At 68.0% G+C, this 14,822-nt stretch carries 15 protein-coding genes; 10 read left to right on the plus strand and 5 right to left on the minus strand.

The window, feature by feature from the left end:
• Positions 1 to 8 precede the first annotated feature (8 nt).
• The 3 genes from K2Y56_RS06365 to K2Y56_RS06375 all read right to left on the minus strand — a co-directional run bounded on the left by K2Y56_RS06365 (position 9) and on the right by K2Y56_RS06375 (position 4,297).
• Entirely contained in the window at positions 9 to 2,390 is a 2,382-nt protein-coding gene (locus tag K2Y56_RS06365) for an RNA degradosome polyphosphate kinase (RefSeq protein ID WP_292506344.1), read from the minus strand.
• Between the two features lie 70 nt (positions 2,391 to 2,460).
• On the minus strand, positions 2,461 to 3,189 hold the full coding sequence (locus tag K2Y56_RS06370) for a hypothetical protein (RefSeq protein WP_292506205.1): 729 nt from the start codon (positions 3,187 to 3,189) through the stop codon (positions 2,461 to 2,463).
• 7 nt (positions 3,190 to 3,196) lie between these two features.
• Complete coding sequence (locus tag K2Y56_RS06375; RefSeq protein WP_292506207.1) at positions 3,197 to 4,297, minus strand: AI-2E family transporter; 1,101 nt, start codon at positions 4,295 to 4,297, stop codon at positions 3,197 to 3,199.
• A 188-nt stretch (positions 4,298 to 4,485) separates the two neighbouring features.
• Here K2Y56_RS06375 and purM point away from each other — a divergent pair, with 188 nt between their 5' ends.
• From purM to K2Y56_RS06400, 5 genes are all read left to right on the plus strand, one after another.
• Positions 4,486 to 5,553, plus strand: a complete 1,068-nt coding sequence (gene purM / locus K2Y56_RS06380) for a phosphoribosylformylglycinamidine cyclo-ligase (protein WP_292506209.1) — start codon at positions 4,486 to 4,488, stop codon at positions 5,551 to 5,553.
• A complete protein-coding gene (gene purN, locus K2Y56_RS06385; RefSeq protein WP_292506211.1) occupies positions 5,553 to 6,209 on the plus strand; it encodes a phosphoribosylglycinamide formyltransferase in 657 nt (218 codons plus the stop codon). Before purM ends, purN begins: the two co-directional genes overlap by 1 nt.
• A 117-nt stretch (positions 6,210 to 6,326) precedes the next feature.
• The gene (locus K2Y56_RS06390) at positions 6,327 to 7,232 is read left to right on the plus strand and encodes a LysR substrate-binding domain-containing protein (protein ID WP_292506213.1); all 906 of its coding nucleotides are present in this window, start codon (positions 6,327 to 6,329) and stop codon (positions 7,230 to 7,232) included.
• A 450-nt stretch (positions 7,233 to 7,682) separates the two neighbouring features.
• A complete protein-coding gene (locus K2Y56_RS06395; protein WP_292506215.1) occupies positions 7,683 to 7,934 on the plus strand; it encodes a hypothetical protein in 252 nt (83 codons plus the stop codon).
• A gap of 243 nt (positions 7,935 to 8,177) precedes the next feature.
• Positions 8,178 to 9,287, plus strand: coding sequence for a BMP family ABC transporter substrate-binding protein (locus K2Y56_RS06400; RefSeq protein WP_292506216.1), 1,110 nt, complete (start codon positions 8,178 to 8,180; stop codon positions 9,285 to 9,287).
• A 7-nt stretch (positions 9,288 to 9,294) separates the two neighbouring features.
• On the opposite strand, the gene K2Y56_RS06405 is transcribed toward K2Y56_RS06400, so the two are convergent.
• Complete coding sequence (locus K2Y56_RS06405) at positions 9,295 to 9,930, minus strand: glutathione S-transferase N-terminal domain-containing protein (protein WP_292506217.1); 636 nt, start codon at positions 9,928 to 9,930, stop codon at positions 9,295 to 9,297.
• A gap of 256 nt (positions 9,931 to 10,186) precedes the next feature.
• Between K2Y56_RS06405 and K2Y56_RS06410 the strand changes: the two genes are divergently transcribed.
• Positions 10,187 to 10,435, plus strand: coding sequence for a hypothetical protein (locus K2Y56_RS06410; RefSeq protein WP_292506219.1), 249 nt, complete (start codon positions 10,187 to 10,189; stop codon positions 10,433 to 10,435).
• A 6-nt stretch (positions 10,436 to 10,441) separates the two neighbouring features.
• On the opposite strand, the gene K2Y56_RS06415 is transcribed toward K2Y56_RS06410, so the two are convergent.
• Positions 10,442 to 10,954, minus strand: coding sequence for a GNAT family N-acetyltransferase (locus tag K2Y56_RS06415; RefSeq protein ID WP_292506221.1), 513 nt, complete (start codon positions 10,952 to 10,954; stop codon positions 10,442 to 10,444).
• A gap of 41 nt (positions 10,955 to 10,995) precedes the next feature.
• Between K2Y56_RS06415 and K2Y56_RS06420 the strand changes: the two genes are divergently transcribed.
• Genes K2Y56_RS06420 through K2Y56_RS06435 form a run of 4 tightly spaced genes read left to right on the plus strand, consistent with a single transcriptional unit; the run spans position 10,996 to position 14,621 of the window.
• Positions 10,996 to 11,433: a DUF4345 domain-containing protein gene (locus K2Y56_RS06420; RefSeq protein WP_292506223.1), complete on the plus strand. Its 438-nt coding sequence runs from the start codon at positions 10,996 to 10,998 to the stop codon at positions 11,431 to 11,433.
• Positions 11,430 to 13,442 carry an FUSC family protein gene (locus tag K2Y56_RS06425; RefSeq protein WP_292506224.1) on the plus strand — a complete coding sequence of 671 codons (2,013 nt, stop codon included), beginning with the start codon at positions 11,430 to 11,432 and terminating at the stop codon, positions 13,440 to 13,442. The genes K2Y56_RS06420 and K2Y56_RS06425 overlap by 4 nt, the downstream gene beginning before the upstream one ends.
• On the plus strand, positions 13,432 to 13,626 hold the full coding sequence (locus K2Y56_RS06430; protein WP_292506226.1) for a DUF1656 domain-containing protein: 195 nt from the start codon (positions 13,432 to 13,434) through the stop codon (positions 13,624 to 13,626). The genes K2Y56_RS06425 and K2Y56_RS06430 overlap by 11 nt, the downstream gene beginning before the upstream one ends.
• A complete protein-coding gene (locus tag K2Y56_RS06435; protein ID WP_292506228.1) occupies positions 13,626 to 14,621 on the plus strand; it encodes an HlyD family secretion protein in 996 nt (331 codons plus the stop codon). Before K2Y56_RS06430 ends, K2Y56_RS06435 begins: the two co-directional genes overlap by 1 nt.
• Positions 14,622 to 14,822: the final 201 nt, after the last annotated feature.

The raw sequence follows: 14,822 nt of genomic DNA on the forward strand, positions 1-14,822 counted from the left end.
GGGGTCCGTCACGGTCGCTGGGCGCGTCGGCTCAGAGCCCGCGGACTCGATTTCTTGGACGACTTTCCGCGCCCGGACAGGCTCGGATTCGTCATGAAGTATTTGTGCGCGTTGAAAGGTTCCTCGCCATCGGCAGGATGGGTCCGCTCGCTCGCGCCCGAGGCCAGTACACGCCAGCTCTGGCGGTTGTCGAGGAGGTTGGCGAGCATGATCTGATCGAGCACCTGCTGATGCACCGTCGGATTGGTGATCGGCAGGAGCGCCTCGACGCGGCGGTCGAGGTTGCGGCTCATGAGATCGGCCGAGGAGATGTAGACGGCGGCCTTGGGGTGCGGCAGACCGTAGCCGCTGCCGAAGGCGTAGATCCGCTCGTGTTCGAGGAAGCGCCCGACGATGGACTTGACCCGGATCCTCTCCGACAATCCGGGGATGCCGGGCCTGAGGCAGCAGATCCCGCGGACGATGCAGTCGATCTGCACGCCGGCTTCCGAGGCGTCGTAGAGCGCGTCGATGATCTGCGCGTCGACGAGGGAATTGCATTTCAGCCAGATCGCCGCCGGGCGCCCGGCCCTGGCATGGCCGACCTCCTGCTCGATGCTGTCGAGGAGCCGTGCCTTCAGCGTCAGCGGCGAGACCGACATCCGCTCGAGCTCTGCCGGCTCGGCGTAGCCGGTGATGAAGTTGAAGATACGGGAGACGTCGCGCGTCACCGCCGGATCGGCCGTGAAGAAGGACAGGTCGGTATAGATGCGCGCCGTGATCGGGTGGTAGTTGCCCGTGCCGACATGGCAGTAGCTCACGAGCCGGTCGCCCTCGCGCCGCACCACCATCGAGAGCTTGGCGTGGGTCTTCAGCTCGATGAAGCCGAAGACCACCTGCGCGCCGGCCTTCTCGAGGTCGCGCGCCCAGCGGATATTGGCCTCCTCGTCGAAGCGGGCCTTCAGCTCGACGAGGGCCGTCACCGATTTCCCGGCTTCCGCGGCTTCCGCGAGGGCCGCCACGATCGGCGAGTTCGACGAGGTGCGGTAGAGGGTCTGCTTGATCGCGACGACGTGGGGATCGCGCGCGGCCTGGTTGAGGAACTGCACCACCGAGTCGAAGGATTCGTAGGGGTGGTGGACGATGAAGTCCTTCTGTCGGATCGCCGCGAAGACATCGCCGCCGCTCTCGCGGATGCGCTCGGGAAAGCGCGGATTGTAGGGCTTGAACTTGAGGTCGGGCCGGTCGATCCCGACGATCTGCGAGAGCTCGTTGAGGGCCAGCATGCCCTCGACGAGGAACACCGCATCGGGGCCGATCTCGAGCTCGTCGGCAACGAAGCCGCGCAGATCCTCGGGCATGCCCGACTCGACCTCGAGGCGGATGACGACGCCGCGGCGGCGGCGCTTCAAGGCACTCTCGAAATGCAGAACGAGATCCTCGGCCTCCTCCTCCACTTCGAGATCGGAATCGCGGATGACGCGGAAGGCCCCCTGCCCCTTCACGAAGTAGCCGGGGAAGAGCCGCCCGGTGAACAGCACGATGACCTGCTCGATGGCGATGAACCGGGCGGTGGCGTCGCCCTGGACGTCGGGAAGGCGCACGAACCGCTCGATCACCGACGGCAGGCGGATGAGCGCGCGCAGGGTGCGTCCGTCGCGGGGGCGCACCAGCATCAGGGCGATCGTCGAGCCGAGATTGGGGATGAACGGGAACGGATGGGCCGGGTCGATGGCGAGCGGCGTCAGCACCGGCAGGACGTAGTTGAGGAAGTAATCCTGCAGCCAGCCGGCGTGGTCCTGGCTGAGGTCGGCCGGCTCGACGAGGTCAATGCCGACGCCGTGGAGCTCGCTGCGCAGCTCGCGCCAGCGCTGCTGCTGCTCCAGGGCGAGGGACGACACCTCGGTGCCGATGCGGGTGAGCTGCTCGGCGGGCGTCAGCCCGTCCTGTGAGGGCACGACGAGGCCGGCCCGGACCTGATCATGGAGGCCCGCGACACGGACCATGAAGAACTCGTCGAGGCTGTTGGCCGAGATCGAGAGGAAGCGGAGCTGTTCGAGCAGCGGATGGTTAGGGTTCGAGGCCTCCTCGAGGACCCGGTGGTTGAACTGGAGCCAGGAGATCTCCCGGTTGACGAAACGCTCGGGCGCTTTGCGCAGGGCCTTGCCGGCCTCGACCACGGTTGCGCGGACGGCCTCCTCGCGAGCAGTGGCCGGGCCCGGTGCGGCATCGGCCGGTACATTCTCCGCTGCCGCATCGACCACCGGCGAAACGGGCGCAGGCCTGCGGGCCGTGCGGGTACGGGCAGACGCAGGAACCTTGGCCGGTCCGGAGGGGGCTCTCTCGGTTGAGCCGCCCTCGCTGACCAGCTCCGCCGCGCCTTCGTTGGCCTGCACGCGATCCGATTCCATGTCCGACAACGACGGTTCTCCTTCAGCCTTCTCGACCGGTCTGCGTCCGGATCATTGCACCGGCATGACGTCAGCCCGGCTCTTCATCGTTGTCTTCCGTCCCGAGGCCGAGGCGGGCAAGGACAGCGAGAGCTAGGGGCCGCGTGATGCGCCGTCCGCGGCCCAGCGCGTCTCGGTCGAGCTCGACCACGACCTCGCGGGCGAGAGCCAACGAGCGGTCGATGCGCAGCACGAGCGCCTCGACCACGCTCAGATCGACGACGAGCTGTCGGTCGACGAAAAGCTTGACGATGACCGCGCGCAGCAGCGCCTCGTCGGGCGGCAGGATGGTCGCTCCCGGCGCCAGGCGCAAGCGCGAGCGCAGGTCGGCGGTGGCCAGCCCCATCGCCTCCACCGGCCGGCCTGCGGTAAGAAGGACCGGGGTCTTGCGCTCGCGGGCGAGGTTGAGGAGGTGGAACAGGGCGGCCTCGTCGCGGCCCTGCGGACGGTCCACGTCCTCGACGACGAGGGCGCCGTTCGAGACGAGGTGGGGGATCGCCGCGTCAACCACCTCCGAGGCCTTGGCGGTCCAGGCATGCGCCCGGGTCGCCCAGATCGAGGCGAGATGGCTCTTGCCGCTGCCGGCGGGACCCGTGAGCAGGAACACGGTGTCGGGCCAATCCGGCCAAGCCTCGATCAGGCCGTAGGCGATCTCGTTGGCCGGACCGACGAGGAAATCCTCGCGGCCGTAGCGCGGGTCGAGGGGCAGGTCGAAGGTGAGCTGCTTCGGTGGAGCGGCGTCGCGGCGGGAACGGTCCATGGCGGATTCAAGGCTCGCGCCGCTCAGGGCCCGACAGGAGGACCGGTTCGTCGGCGTGATAGAGCGGGCTTTCGAGGTAGCGGTCGAGGGCGTAGCGCACGAGGACGCCGATCGAGGCCGCCACCGGCACGGCGATGAGAAGGCCGAGAAAGCCGAATAGCGAGCCGAAGGCCAGGAGCGCGAACATGAGCCAGACCGGATGGAGCCCAACGGAATCGCCGACGAGCTTGGGCGAGATGATGTTGCCCTCGAGGAACTGCCCGACCACGAAGACGGCGATGGTGAGCCCGATATGGAGCCAGTCCGAATTCGGCCAGAACTGAACCAGGGCCACGCCCACCGAGAGCAGGAAGCCGACGATCGTGCCGACATAGGGGACGAAGGTCAGGAATCCGGCGATCAGCCCGATGAGGATGCCGAAGTTCAGGCCGATGGTGAATAACCCCACGGCGTAGAAGCTGCCGAGGATGAGGCAGACCAGGGTCTGACCGCGCAGGAAGCCCGTGACGGCGCCGTCCATCTCACGGCCGAGCCGGCGCACCGTCGGACGATGCCGCGGCGGCACCCAGCTATCGACCTTGGCGACCATCCGGTCCCAGTCGAGCAGCATGTAGAAGGCGACGACCGGAGTGATGACCACGAGCGAGACGACCGAGACCAGGGCCTGGCTGCCGGTCCAGAGCGAGCCGAGGAAGGTCAGGAACCAGCTTCCCCCCTGGCTGACGATGGTGCCGACGGAGGATTGCAGATCGTTCAGCACGTCGGCGCCACCGACCCGCTCCAGCAGCGGCCCGGCCCGCGCGACGATGAGGCCCTGCAGCTTCGAGACCATGCCGGGCAGGGTCGAGACGAGGGCGGAGACCTGCTTGGCGACGAGGGGGCCGACGATCAGAAGGGTCATCACGAGCGCGACGACGAAGAGGGCGAGGATGAGGAGCGAGGCGGCGAGCCGCCCGAGACCGAGCCGCTCCAGCCGGTCGGCCAGGGGATCGAGCAAGTAGGCAAGCGCACAGCCGGCGGCGAAGGGCAGGATTACGTCCTTGAGGAGGTAGAGAAGCAGCACGACCACCGCGAGCCCCGCCAACCCGATCATCGCCTTGCCGCGCATCGGCCACCCTTCGCCTGACTCGTCGGGGCGGAGTCATGGGAGGGTCGGGAGGCAGGGTCAAGGCGCACGATGCCGGCTTTCTCCGTTCCTACAGGACCGGTTGGCGCTCGGCGTCGATGGCGACTCGCCCCGCCCGATGCGACCCGCTAGAGGGTTGCGCACGAATTCAGACGAGGAACGAGGCGCCGATGACGAGCGAGCCTGGGAACGGAATGACCTACGCACAGGCAGGCGTCGACATCGATGCCGGCAACGCCATGGTCGACGCGATCAAGCCGCTGGTGCGCGCGACCCGCAGGCCCGGGGCGGATGCCGAGATCGGCGGCTTCGGCGGGCTGTTCGACCTGAAGGCCGCGGGCTTCAAGGACCCGATCCTGGTGGCGGCCAATGACGGGGTCGGCACCAAGGTGAAGGTTGCGATCGAGACCGGCCGCCACGACACCATCGGCATCGATCTCGTGGCGATGTGCGTCAACGACATCATCGTCCAGGGCGCCGAGCCCTTGTTCTTCCTCGACTATTACGCCACCGGCAAGCTCGTGCCGGGTGTCGGCGCCGACATCGTGCGCGGCATCGCCGAGGGCTGCGTCCGCGCCGGCTGTGCCCTCATCGGCGGCGAGACCGCCGAGATGCCGGGCCTGTATGACGGTGCCGATTACGACCTCGCCGGCTTCTCGGTGGGCGCGGCCGAGCGAGGCACGCTGCTGCCGCGCCAGGGCATCGCGCCGGGCGATGTGGTGCTCGGGCTGCCCTCCTCCGGCGTCCATTCGAACGGGTTCTCGCTGGTTCGCCGAATCGTCGAGGCGAGCGGCCTCGGCTACGACGCACCCGCTCCATTTGCGCCCGGCCTGTCGCTGGGCCAGGCGCTCCTGGAACCGACCCGGATCTACGTGAAACCGCTGCTCGCCGTTCTGAAGGCCACCGACGGGATCAAGGCCCTCGCCCACATCACCGGCGGTGGCTTTCCCGACAACCTGCCCAGGGTCCTGCCGGACGCGGTCGGCATCGCGGTCGACCTCGACGCCATCCCGGTGCTCCCGGTCTTCGGCTGGCTCGCCAGGACCGGCAACGTCGCGGTCCATGAGATGCTGCGCACCTTCAATTGCGGGATCGGCATGGTCGCGGTGGTCGAGGCCCCGGCCGCCGCAGCTGTGATCGCCGCGCTCGCCGAGGCTGGCGAGGCGCCGGTCCGGCTCGGCCGCATCACCGAGCGCGGCCCCGAGCCCGTGACGTTCACCGGCACCCTCGCACTCTGATGTCGCCTGCGGCGAAGACCCGGATCGCGATCCTGATCTCGGGGCGCGGCTCGAACATGGCCTCGGTGATGGCGGCTGCGCAGGCGCCGGATTATCCTGCAGAGATCGCCCTCGTCCTTTCGAACCGACCCGAAGCGGGCGGGCTTGCCCATGCCGCCGCGGCCGGCATCGAGACCAGGGCGGTCGACCATAAGCGTTTTCGCGACCGGGCGAGCTTCGACGCGGCGCTGCAAGCCGAACTCGACGCGGCCGGAATCGAGCTCGTGGTCCTCGCCGGCTTCATGCGGATCTTCTCCGCGCCGTTCGTCGAAGCCTGGACGGGGCGGATGATCAACATCCACCCCTCGCTGCTGCCGCTGTTCCGCGGCGTGCACACTCACGAACAGGCGCTCAGAGCCGGCGTGCGGCTGCACGGCTGCACGGTCCACTTCGTGGTGCCCGAGCTCGATGCCGGGCCGATCATCGCTCAGGCCGCCGTGCCTGTCCTGCCCGGCGACGATCCCGACAGCCTCGCCGCCCGCATCCTGGTGCAGGAGCATCGGATCTATCCGGCCGCCCTCGCCCTGGTGGCGAGCGGCCACGCTCGGCTCGACGGCGACCGCGTCGTGTTCGCCGACGATGTCAGGGTCCCCGAAGGCTCGCTGCACAGCCTCTAGGCGAAACCGGCAACCCGCCCGCGCGGCCAACTGGCAAGCTCTCTGCAACATGCAGGGCGGACTTGGCAGGCACGCGAGCGCGCGCCGGCTGCGTCGATCCTCGGCCCGGGGAACCGGATGCTCCATCACCGCCTGCTCGGCTATCTCGACGAGGTCGCGCGAAGCGGCTCGATCCGCCGGGCGGCAGCGCGCCTCAACGTGGCCTCAAGCGCGATAAACCGGCAGATCCTCGCGCTCGAGGAGGAGATCGGCACGCCGTTGTTCGAGCGGTTGCCACGGGGCCTGCGCCTGACCGCCACCGGCGAGGTCGTGATCCGCCACATCCGCGAGACGCTGAAGGACCACGACCGGGTGTTGGCGCAGGTGGCGGCGCTCAAGGGCATGACGCGCGGCGAGGTGACGGTGGTGACCATGGCGAGCCTCGCCGCCGGGGTGCTCTGCGGTGTCATCCGCGAGTTCCGCGAGACGGATCCGGGCATCGTCCTCAAGGTCCGCGTGCTCCCGGCGGAGGAGATCGTCGCCGCGTTGATCTCGGGGACGGCGGATCTGGCGCTGGCCTACCGGGTCCCGGCGAATCCGCGCCTCTCCTGCATCGCCGAATTCCAGCATCATCTCGGCGCGGTGATGGCCCCCGACCATCCGCTCAGTGGCCGCTGTCTCGTGCGGATGGCCGATTGCCTCGACTACCCCCTCGTCGTCGCCGACCCGACCATGACCCTGCGCGACGTGCTCGAACTCCTCGTTCCGGAGGGCGCGAGCTTCGTGCCCGCCGTCGAGACCAACTCGATCGAACTGATGAAGCGGCTCGCGCAGACCGCGCCTCACGTCACCTTCCTCAACCTGTCGGATGTGAGCGAGGAGTTGCGCCGCGGTGTCCTCGCTTTCACGCCCCTCGCCGATGCCGGCGCCATCACCCAGACCGTCAGCCTGATGCGGCGGGCGCGCCCTCCCTTCGACGGACATGTTCGATTGGTGGCGCAAAGGATCGAAGTCGCGTTCGAGAAGTACAGCGCGGTCGATTGAGCGCGATCGCGAGGTCGGGCCGCCCCCTCCTCCAGAACCGCGAGGGCGTCCTCTCGCCGCGGAACTGCGGCTGGGGCCGTCGGTGCGCAGCGTTCCCGGGAGCATCACCTTGCGACGTCTCCTTGCGGCATCACCGCGCCGGAGCGCATCATGCGGTGGAACGTGACCAAGCACACATGTCGCAACAGAATCGTGTCAGTCCGGCTGCGGCATTGCACAAGATCGTTCAGCTCCTGAAAGTAGCTGATTGAAAACCTTATTCTTCAGTAAATGCGGTGCTGAAGCTGGAATTCACTGATAAGCCAGCCGAGCGATCGAGCGTTTGCTGCATAGCACGCAGGCATTCTTTGTTGTTTCTCAAGGCGGTCATGCTCAAAAGTTAGGAACCACGACGAGCGTGGCCTCTTATATCGGTCACCTGATCGAGGATCGATCAAGAGGAAGACCGCCATGACCGCCCGACTTCTCACCAACACCCTCGCCTTCGCGCTCAGCCTTTCGGCCGGCGCGGCCGTGGCGCAGAGCTACAATGCACCCGCCGGCATCCCGGCCGCCGTCGCCCCCGGCGGCCTGCAGGGCCGCGCCGCCGCTTACAATCTGGCCGAGGAAGCGCGAGGCTTCGGCCGCGTCGTCCGCGGCGACGACGTGAGCACCGGCTCCGTCCGCAGCCGCCGCAGCGGAGCCGATGCCGGCCGCCGCTGACGGCGGACTCAAGTCGCCTGTCGGGGGCCGGCCTTCCCCAGGGGGAAGCCGGCCCTTCACGCTCCCGGTTTTTGGCGTTTCGCCGTGCACATACAGCGCGAATAATGAGCGGCGCCCTCGGCGCCGCTCCGGCGCGAACGCGGTCAGGATGCCGCAAATCCCGGCTTCCAGGGTCAAGCTCGGCGGACGTAAGCTTCGCCTCGCAGGGTGCCGCAAGCGGAGCGCCCAAGGACGGGGCGACCCATGGTGGCGAACACTCCAATCTCTCGCAGGGCGTTCGTCGGCGGAGCCGCGGCACTCGGTGTGACCGGTCTGCTGCTCCCGCGAGCGCGCGCCGCCGGCAAGACCACGATCGGCTTCATCTATGTCGGGCCGAAGGACGATTACGGCTACAACCAGGCCCACGCCAAGGCGGCCGGCGCCCTCAAGGCGATTCCCGGCATCGAGGTGGTCGAGGAGGAGAACGTCCGCGAGACCATCGACGTCCAGAAGACCATGGAGAGCATGATCAACCTGGACGGCGCGAGCCTGATCTTCCCGACCTCTTTCGGCTACTACGACCCCCATGTCCTGATCGAGGCCAAGAAGTACCCGAAGGTCCAGTTCCGCCATTGCGGCGGTCTCTGGACCGACGCGAACCCGAAGAATGCCGGTTCGTATTTCGGCTACATTATGCAGGGCCAGTACCTCAACGGCATCGCCGCCGCCCATGCCTCGAAGTCGAAGAAAATCGGCTTCGTCGCGGCGAAGCCGATTCCGCAGGTCCTGAACAACATCAACGGCTTCCTGCTCGGGGCGCGCAGCGTCGACCCTTCGATCACCTGCCAGGTCATCTTCACCGGCGAGTGGTCGCTCGCGGTCAAGGAGGCGGAAGCGACCAACGCCCTCATTGATGGCGGCGCCGACGTCATCACCTGCCACGTCGACAGCCCAAAGGTGACTGTAGAGACCGCCGTTCGCCGCGGCGCCTTCGTCTGCGGCTATCACGCCGACCAATCGGCCCTTGCCAAGGACAAGTACCTCACGGGCGCTGAGTGGAACTGGACGCCGATCTACAAGAGCTTCGTCGCCGACATCCAGGCCGGCAAGGCGCCCCCGAACTTCCTGCGCGGCGGCCTGGCCGACGGCTTCGTGGCGATGAGCCCGTACGGGCCGGGCATGTCGGACGCGTCTCGCAAGCAGGTCGACGCCGTGAAGGCCGAGATGATGAAGGGCGGCTTCTCGATCATCAAGGGACCGCTCAAGGACAACAAGGGCAAGGAGATCGCCGCTGCCGGCGCGGCGCTGGCCGAGAACGCCCTGGCGCTCGAAGGCACCAACTACCTCGTCGAGGGCGTGAAGGGGTCGGCGTAAATCTCTTTCAAATCGATGCGAAGCCGCGCTGAACGGCCGGCCGCTCCAGAAGCCGGTCGAGCCAGCGGCGAACGTGAGTCAGGCCGTCAAGATCGATGCCCTGCTTCTCGTGATACTTCGCCCAGGTCAGGATCGCGATGTCGGCGATGGAATACGCGCCGGCAACGTGATCCTGTGCGGAAAGCCGTTTGTCGAGAACGCCATAGAGGCGCACCGCCTCGTTCGTGAAACGATCGATGGCGTAGGGGATCTTCTCCTCCGCATAGATCCGGAAATGGTGGGTCTGGCCGAGCATCGGCCCGAACCCGGCGACCTGCCAGAACAGCCATTCGTCGACCGCCACCCGCGCCCGCTCATCCTGCGGGTACAGGCAGCCGGTCTTGCGGCCGAGATACTGCAGGATCGCGCCAGATTCGAAGACCGTGATCGGGGAACCGTCCGGCCCGTCGGGATCGAGGATGGCAGGGATCTTGTTGTTGGGCGACAAACTGAGGAAGTCCGGCGCCATCTGCTCGCCTTTCCCGATATTCACCGGCACCACACGGTAGGGCAGCCCGCACTCCTCGAGCATGATCGGGATCTTCCAGCCGTTCGGCGTGCTCCAGGTATGGACGTCGATTGCGTGTCCCGGTGCGGGTGCCATGCGCTGGGTTCCAGTGAGGTCGGTGTCGGTCGCGATCCGGAACAAGCCGGATGACGGGCGGAAAGTTGCAGCTTAGTTCAGCTAGACCACGTCGCGGCCCCGGCTCAAGCGCCGCGATCGACGCGCCGGAAATCCTCCTCCACAGGTGAGGACAGCGTAGGGTTGCAGAACGGGCGAATGCCGCTTGCCCTTCCCCGGTTCTTTCGGCTGAGATGGCGACTACCGTCGAGTAAGGCGGCTTGCGAGGATTCCGTCGATGCTGCTTTGTCTCGTCCGCGCCGTTGTGATCGGCACATCGCTCATCGCGGCTCCCGCCCTGGCCCAGAGCCCCGCGCCCAAGGAACCGAAGGAGATGACCGTCGGCCAGAGCGCGGCGCGCCAACGCCAGAAGACCTGCGGCGCACAGTGGCGGTCATTGTCGGTGAGCGAGAAGGCGACGCAGGGGCCGAAATGGCCGCAATACTTCAGCAAATGCGTCAAGAAGCTCAAGGAACAGAGGGCCTGAGGCGCCTCACAGACGCTTGCGAAACCCTTCATGGCTGCGCTCGTAGCCGAGCCGGTCATAGAACCGATGCGCGTCGTGACGGCGATTGGACGAACTGAGTTCGAGCATCGCCGCACCGACATCGCGCGCCAGGACCTCGGCATAGCGGACCATCCGCTCGCCTATCCCGCGGGAGCGGCACTCGGCGCGGACCTGCACGCTCGCGAGCTTGGCCCGCCGCGCCCCATGTCCAACCAGGGTACTGAACAGGACGAGCTGGAACACGCCGGCGACGCAGCCCTCCTCCACCGCCACGAGGAGGCGGTTGTCGGTCGAAGCCGCGATGTCGGCGAAGGCAGCGCGGTAGGCGGCTTCGGTCTGCGGATTCCAGGCATCGCCGTGGCCGCCGAGGAAATCGGCCGCATAGAGGGCGACGATCTCGGAAAGATCGCCGGGTTCCGCGTTCCGGATCGTGAGCATCGGCACCTCGCAGCGCGGGTTCGCGTCGCCTATCACGAACACGCCGGGCCTCGAAGGCATTGACGTTTCGCCCAGGCGAGCCCCCCTCCACCGGATCGAGCATGGACGCGGAACGACGATACCTGCAGCGCGCGGTCGCCGTGACCGCTCTCATCCCGGTGATCGGCGGGGCGTACGGCGTCCTCTTCGGAATCGACGGGATCTGGCGGTCCGGCTTCGCCGACATCTCCGCCGACAGCCATTTTCGCTATCTCTCCGGCCTGCTGATGGGCATCGGCATCCTGTTCTGGACCTGCGTGCCGGGTATCGAGACCAAGACGGATCTGTTCCGGTTCCTGACGCTCGTCGTCGTTCTCGGCGGCCTGTCGCGGCTGCTCGGGCTCTACCTGACTGGAGTGCCGTCCCTGGTAATGATGGGCGCGCTCGGCGTCGAGCTCGTGCTCACCCCGCTCCTGTGCCTCTGGCAAGCGCGGGTCGCCCGCAGGGCCGAGGACGAGGCTCTTCCGGACGAGGCTCTTCCGGACGAGGTCGACCGATGAGCGAGGCTGCCGCGCCGCGTCTCGACGGGACCCTCGCGCGGATTGACAGCCTGTTGCCGCCCGCCTCGGCTTTCGCCTTCGCCCTGCGGATCTGGATCGCCATGATGCTCGCCCTCTGCGCGGCGTTCTGGCTGCAGCTCTCCGGCGCCTCCTCGGCCGCGGTCTGCGTCGCGATCCTGGCGCAGCCGAGACGCGGACAAGCCCTGTCGAAAGCGGTCTACCGGTTTCTCGGCACGCTCGTCGGCGCTGTGGTGGCGGTGGCGATGATCGGCCTGTTCGCGCAGGACAGGGTACTACTGCTCGTCTCTTTCGCCTGCTGGCTCAGCCTCTGCGTCTACGCCGCTCACTTCCTGCAGGACACGCGCGCCTACGGCGCCATGCTGTCGGGCTACACGGTGGCCATCATCGCCATCGCCCATATCGACGCGCCGCAGGCGACCTTCGAGGCCGCCATCGACCGCGTCGCTGCGATCGTCCTTGGAATCGTCGCCGTCACGCTGATCAACGATGCGCTCGGCGCGCCGCGAGTCTCGACGTCTCTGCGGACCAGCCTCGCCGAGGTCCGGGACGCCGCGATGGACTTCGTCAGCGAGACCCTGACGAAGGCCGATCCTGGGGCGGAGCGCACATCCGCCCTGATCCGACGCATCGCCGCCCTGCGCAGCGACGCTGGTGCCGTCCGCAGCGAGTCCGGTGACGGCGCGAACCGCTCGGCCGGCGCGCGCAGTGTCATCGCCGCGCTCTACGAGATGATCGCGGCCGCACGGACGTTCAGGGAGGCGCAGGGCCGCCTCGAAATGACGAACCCGTCGGTGGCGGAGGCACGGGAGCTCTGCCTCCGGCTGACCGAGGCGGGGTCTGGCGACGCTCCCGGGACAGTGGCCGATCGGATCGGCGCGCTCGTCGACACGGCCGTGGCCGAGGGCGAGGATCTCGGCATACTCCTGGCCTTGCAGCGCGCCAGAGACGTATCGGAAGCGATGATCCATGTCCGCGGCGGATGGAGGGCCTTCGAGACAGGATGCCGGCCGCTGCGCGACGTGCCCTTGCCCACTCACCGCGACGTCCCCGTCGCCCTGCGGGGAGCCGCCCGGGTGGCGCTGGCCTTCGGCCTCACCGCGCTGTTCTTCGTGAGCACCGGCTGGCCCGGCACCTCCTTCGCCCTCGTCCAGGTCGCCGCGCAGGGAGCCCTCTCGTCGATCGCGCCGAACCCGAAGGCCTTCGCCCGAGGCGTCATGATCGGCATGCCGCTCGCCGCTCTTTGTGCCGGGTTCGTCCTCTTCGTCATGCTGTCGGGCGTCCAGGGCTTTCCGCTCCTGGCGCTGGCCATGGCGCCGGTGGTGTTCTGCGCATGCCTCCTCAGCCTCAATCCGGCGACCTTCCCGGTCGGCTTCATCTTGCTGGTGTTCTTCCCCGTCCTGCTCTCACCCTCGAACCCGCAGAGCTACGACCCAGAGGCCTTCCTCGGCAACGCCTTCCTCGTGGTGGTCGCCGCCGCGATCCTCGCCGCCACGGTTCGGGTGATCCTGCCGGTGACGCCGGCGCAGCACCGGGCCATCGCCCTCGATTCCGCCCGTCGCTCCCTCGCCGCCGCCCTCGCCGGAGAGGGCGGCGACGCCACCACACGGACCAGCCTCAACAGCGACCGCCTGCTGCAGTTCGCGCAGTGGAGCTCGGGCAGCGGCGCGGTGAGGGCGATGGCCCTCGACCACGCCTTCGCCCTGTCGCGGCTGGAGGCCGCCGCCGCCCGCGCCCACGGGCAGCTCCGGCTCATCGCACACGACCCCGGCCTCTCCCACCTCGCCGAGCGGAGCGGCCGCGCCATCGTCGAGGCCGATAGCGGGGCGATGACGGCGGCGGCCGGAGGCCTCGTGGCGGCCGGAGGGGAGGCGGACGCGATCACCCGCGAGCGGATCGTTCGCGCCGCGAGCGACCTCCTCGCCGTGGCCGCCCTCCTGCGGGGCTACGCTCGTTTCCTGCGCCGGCTGGGGATCGCCGATGTTTCATGACATCGACCTCGGCGGCGTGCTGGTCTCGCCGTTCCTCGGCTATGCGCTTGGGGCGCTGATCCTGCTCACGCTCTTCCGGCGGGCCTTCGCCGGCCTGCGACTCGCCCGCTACGTCGCCAACCCGCCGCTCGCCGAAGCCGGGATCTACATCTGTCTCCTCGCCCTCCTGATCGTGTTGCTGTGATGCCAGACGAGACCCTGCCCGCCCCTCCCCGCCCCCGGAGCCTCGCGCGCCTCGGCCGGCTGGTGGTGACCGGGCTGATCCTCTGCGCCGCCCTCGCCGCGGCGATCGTGGTCTGGCGCTTCTACGTCGTCGCGCCCTGGACTCGCGACGGGCGGGTCCGGGTTCAGGTCGCGAGCGTGGCGCCCCAGGTCTCGGGCCAGATCGCCGAGCTGCGCGTGGCCGACAACCAGGCGGTCAGGCGCGGCGACGTGCTCTACGTGATCGAGCCGGCGGATTTCGAGATCGCCATCGCGCAGGCCGAGGCCGAGGTCGATAACAGGGAGGCCGACCTCCAGGTGAAGCGCACCCAGGCGGCGCGGCGCGAGGCCCTTTCCACCCTCTCGACCTCGATCGAGGAGAAGCAGCAATATGCCGGCACCGCCAAGATCGCCGAGGCGGCGCTTGCCTCGGCCAAGGCACAGCTGAGGAAGGCCAAGCTCGATCTCGAACGGGCGCAGGTGCGCTCCCCGGTCAACGGCCGCGTCACCAACCTCCTGCTGCGGGCCGGCGACTACGCCAGCACCGGCACCGTCAACGTCGCCGTGATCGACACCGATTCCTTCTGGATCGACGGCTATTTCGAGGAGACCAAGATGGCGGCAATCCATGTCGGCGATCGGGCGATCGCCGAACTGATGGGCTATGCCGAACCGGTCTCCGGGACGGTGGAGAGCATCACCCTCGGCATCAGCACCGGGAATGCCGCGCCGAGCACGCAGGGGCTGCCCAATGTCGACCCGGTCTACACCTGGGTGCGCCTCGCCCAGCGGGTGCCCGTCCGCATCCGCATCGACCATGTGCCGGATGGCGTCGCCCTCGTCGCGGGCATGACCGCGACGGTCTCGGTGGGCGAGACCGGCGGCCCTGCCCGCACTTGGCTCCAGGGCTTGCGTCGGCAGGTGGCAGGCATGATTCCAGCCCCATCGGACACGGCTCCCACAACCGCCAAGCGTTGAGGGGATATGTTGCGACGCATCGAAACCACGGGCAAGTTATTCATCTCAATAGGATGCAGTGCAGCATGATGGATGCCGGCAGAAATACTTAACCTTGGCTGCGAAACTCGCGCTTGACGAGCGCAAAGGACCGCCGCAATCTCATCCTGTGCTTCGCCGACGAAGCACAGAGAAGCCGGAGGTGCAGTATTCGATGCTGTC

The sequence above is a fragment of the Methylobacterium sp. genome (genome assembly GCF_019745455.1).
Taxonomy (GTDB): Bacteria; Pseudomonadota; Alphaproteobacteria; order Rhizobiales; family Beijerinckiaceae; genus Methylobacterium.

Coding starts and splice junctions, on each gene's coding strand:
- K2Y56_RS06365 (WP_292506344.1), bottom strand. CDS start 2,390: ATGGAATCGGATCGCGTGCAGGCCAACGAAGGCGCGGCGGAGCTGGTC.
- K2Y56_RS06370 (WP_292506205.1), bottom strand. CDS start 3,189: ATGGACCGTTCCCGCCGCGACGCCGCTCCACCGAAGCAGCTCACCTTC.
- K2Y56_RS06375 (WP_292506207.1), bottom strand. CDS start 4,297: ATGCGCGGCAAGGCGATGATCGGGTTGGCGGGGCTCGCGGTGGTCGTG.
- purM (WP_292506209.1), top strand. CDS start 4,486: ATGACGAGCGAGCCTGGGAACGGAATGACCTACGCACAGGCAGGCGTC.
- purN (WP_292506211.1), top strand. CDS start 5,553: ATGTCGCCTGCGGCGAAGACCCGGATCGCGATCCTGATCTCGGGGCGC.
- K2Y56_RS06390 (WP_292506213.1), top strand. CDS start 6,327: ATGCTCCATCACCGCCTGCTCGGCTATCTCGACGAGGTCGCGCGAAGC.
- K2Y56_RS06395 (WP_292506215.1), top strand. CDS start 7,683: ATGACCGCCCGACTTCTCACCAACACCCTCGCCTTCGCGCTCAGCCTT.
- K2Y56_RS06400 (WP_292506216.1), top strand. CDS start 8,178: ATGGTGGCGAACACTCCAATCTCTCGCAGGGCGTTCGTCGGCGGAGCC.
- K2Y56_RS06405 (WP_292506217.1), bottom strand. CDS start 9,930: ATGGCACCCGCACCGGGACACGCAATCGACGTCCATACCTGGAGCACG.
- K2Y56_RS06410 (WP_292506219.1), top strand. CDS start 10,187: ATGCTGCTTTGTCTCGTCCGCGCCGTTGTGATCGGCACATCGCTCATC.
- K2Y56_RS06415 (WP_292506221.1), bottom strand. CDS start 10,954: ATGCCTTCGAGGCCCGGCGTGTTCGTGATAGGCGACGCGAACCCGCGC.
- K2Y56_RS06420 (WP_292506223.1), top strand. CDS start 10,996: ATGGACGCGGAACGACGATACCTGCAGCGCGCGGTCGCCGTGACCGCT.
- K2Y56_RS06425 (WP_292506224.1), top strand. CDS start 11,430: ATGAGCGAGGCTGCCGCGCCGCGTCTCGACGGGACCCTCGCGCGGATT.
- K2Y56_RS06430 (WP_292506226.1), top strand. CDS start 13,432: ATGTTTCATGACATCGACCTCGGCGGCGTGCTGGTCTCGCCGTTCCTC.
- K2Y56_RS06435 (WP_292506228.1), top strand. CDS start 13,626: ATGCCAGACGAGACCCTGCCCGCCCCTCCCCGCCCCCGGAGCCTCGCG.